Annotated in this window: 2 protein-coding genes and 1 pseudogene; all 3 read right to left on the bottom strand. The window is 62.2% G+C overall.

Translation table 11 applies throughout. From position 1 onward, the window contains the following. A partial coding sequence (locus L692_RS0107300) for a Zn-dependent hydrolase (protein ID WP_025698531.1) occupies positions 1-1,313 on the bottom strand: 1,313 nt, incomplete at its 3' end. After that, positions 1,303-2,583, bottom strand: coding sequence for an imidazolonepropionase (gene hutI / locus L692_RS0107295; RefSeq protein ID WP_025698529.1), 1,281 nt, complete (start codon positions 2,581-2,583; stop codon positions 1,303-1,305). The genes L692_RS0107300 and hutI, both read right to left, overlap by 11 nt. 13 nt (positions 2,584-2,596) lie before the next feature. Next, positions 2,597-3,015, bottom strand: a pseudogene (locus tag L692_RS28040) (urocanate hydratase); the annotation flags it as partial.

Below are 3,015 nucleotides of genomic sequence, written 5' to 3'. Positions count from 1 at the left end.
GTCCGCATAGACCTGATCCGCCTTGAACAGCTGCCTTCAAGCGCTCCTCCTCCCGCGTCCAGAGCGGCATCCAGATCGAGCAATGTGTGCAGCAGCACATTGGCGGCCTGCTCGATGTCCGCCATGCGGCTCTCTTCCTCCGGGCAGTGGCTCTTGCCGCCCAGGCTCGGGACGAATATCATTCCGCTTCGGGTGATGGAGGCCAGATGAGCCGCGTCATGGCCGGCCATGCTTCCGAGACGGCAAGAGGGAATCCGAAGCTGCTCCGCCTGCCTTTCGAGGGCTTCCATGACGGTCCGGTCCATCGGAGACGGGGCCTGGTCCAGAATCAGCCTGCGCGTCACCAAGGACCTGCGGCGGCTCGACAACAGCTCCAGCCGAAGACCCCATTCCGTCAAGACCTGACGGAGCTGCTCCCGGGACTCCGCGCGGAATTCGACCAGAAACACGGCTTCCGCCGGAATAATATTGGGCGCGTTCGGCTTGATGTTAAGCTGTCCGACCGTGCCGACCACCCCGGCGGCGGGGAAGCTCCGGCAAATCTGCTCGGCGGCGAGAACGATTTCGGCGGCTGCGGTCAACGCATCGCTGCGGTCTTCCATCAGGGTCGTTCCCGCATGATTGGCTTCTCCTCTCACCGTAACCTCTTCACGGTAGATTCCGGTTATTGCGGTAACGACGCCAATCGGAAGGCTCCGGCGAAGCAGACGTCTCCCCTGTTCGATATGCACCTCCACGAAGGCGCTGACCGCCCCCTCCGGCAGCGCCGCCTCTTCAAAGCGTTCCGGGCTTCCCCCGGCTTCCTTCAAGGCATCCGCCAGCAGCGTCCCTTCGGAGTTCCTCACGCCGATGATCTGCTCCCTTGTAAGCTTGCCCGTGGCCGCCCGGCTGCCGAAGGTGGATAGTCCGAACGGATTGGGCTCTTCCGCGCTGAACGACACCAGTTCAAAGGGATGGCGAGTAGCGATCCCCGAATCATTCAGCGTTCTCAATACTTCCAGCGCCATTAACACCCCGAGCGCTCCGTCGTACTTGCCTCCGTCCGGCACTGTATCGATATGCGATCCGCAGACGATGGCTGGCAGCTCCGGCAGCGCTGCGGCTCTGCTTCCCCAGATATTCGCCGCCGGGTCGATTCTGACGCGGAGTCCCTCCTTTTCCAGCGCCGCCTTAAGCCACGCTCTCGCCTCCAGCTCGGCGGGAGTAAAGGCGGTCCGGTCCAGCCCTCCGCGCGCATTCTGTCCGAAGACGGCCAGCTCCCGAAGGCTGCGTTCAAGTCTGTCCCGGTTGATGCGGGGGCTTTTATCCGTCAACGAGAACCCCTCCTTTTACAACCACCCGTCCCTTCTTGATGACCGTATGCACCAGATTCATCCCGTAGTAATACGGAAGCTGGCGGTAATTGTCGGCGTCGAACAGGACGAGATCCCCCTGCTTGCCAATTTCGATGCTGCCGATCTTCTCCCCTCTGCCAATCGCATAAGCCGCGTTGATCGTACTCGCCGTCAATACTTCCGCCGGGGTCATCCTCATCGTCAGACAAGCGGCGCTCAGGATAAAGGGCATGGAGACGGTAGGCGATGAGCCGGGATTGCAGTCGGTGGACAAAGCGACGGGGACCCCCGCTTCAATCATGCTCCGGGCGGCGGCGGGCCGCTCCATCAGGAACAGGGCCGTTCCGGGAAGCAGCACCGCAACCGTGCCGCTCTTCGCCAGCGCTTGAACGCCCTCCGCCGAGGCCTTCAGCAAATGCTCCGCCGACACGGCGCCAAGCTCCGCAGCCAGCTCCGCGCCCCCGAAGCCTTCCGCGATTTCATCGGCATGCAGCTTCAGCTTGAAGCCGAGTCCTCCCGCCGCCTCCAGAATCCTCCGGGACTGGGCGGTATTAAAGACGCCTTGCTCACAGAACACATCGCAGTATTCGGCCAGCCCGTACTCAGCCACCGCCGGCAGCATTTCGTTAACGACCAGATCGACATAACCTTCCGGGTTATTCCTGTACTCTTCGGGAACGGCATGGGCGCCCATAAATGTCGGGACCACGTCGATGGGGTGAAGCTCATTAAGCGCACGCGCGGCGCGCAGCTGCTTCAGTTCATCCTGTACGGTCAGCCCATAGCCGCTCTTGGCTTCAATCGTCGTGACGCCGTGGAGAAGGAAACGGTCCAGCCGGAGCCTGGATTGCCGCACCAGTTCTTCTTCGGCAGCCTCCCTGGTGCTCCGGGCCGTATTCAGAATGCCGCCGCCCCGCTTCAGAATATCGATATATTTGACCCCTTGAAGGCGCAGCTCCAGTTCATTTTCCCGGCTCCCCGCAAATATCGCATGCGTGTGGGGATCGACAAGGCCCGGCGTAACGACCTTTCCCCTGGCGTCCACAATCTCGGCTTCACTCTGGCGTCTGCTTAAATACTGCTCCGCCAGCGCGTCGGAACCGGCAAAGACAATGATTCCGTCCTCTATAACGACGCTTCCGCTTGCAATGATTCCCAGCCTGGACATGCCCCTGCCCGTTCTCGGCCCGCCTTCTCCATCCATGCAAATCAGCTGGGAGGCGGATTTGACATAGGTTATTTGCCCCATTCTTCGGCCCCCTTCATTGAAGTCCCGGAATATGGACCCCCTTCTTCTTCGCCGTGTCCACGGCAAGCTCATAGCCGGCATCCGCGTGGCGCGCAATGCCCATGCCGGGGTCTGTGGTCAGCACGCGTTCAAGCCGCCTTCCGGCGTCCTCCGTCCCGTCCGCCACCACAACCATGCCCGCATGCAGCGAGTATCCCATCCCGACGCCGCCCCCGTGGTGAACCGACACCCAGCTTGCTCCCGCAGCGGTATTGACGAGGGCATTCAGGATCGGCCAGTCGGCGACGGCGTCGCTGCCGTCCTTCATGCTCTCCGTCTCCCGGTTAGGCGAGGCCACGGACCCGGCGTCCAGATGATCGCGGCCGATGACAATCGGCGCCCCAAGCTCCCCCGAGGCGACCATCTCATTGATGAGCTTGCCGAAGCGGGCAC

The organism is Paenibacillus forsythiae T98 (genome assembly GCF_000520735.1).
In the GTDB taxonomy this organism is placed as follows: Bacteria; Bacillota; Bacilli; order Paenibacillales; family Paenibacillaceae; genus Paenibacillus_AQ; species Paenibacillus_AQ forsythiae.
The sequence above is the reverse complement of the archived record's forward strand: the minus strand, read 5'-3'. Positions and strand labels throughout refer to the sequence as shown.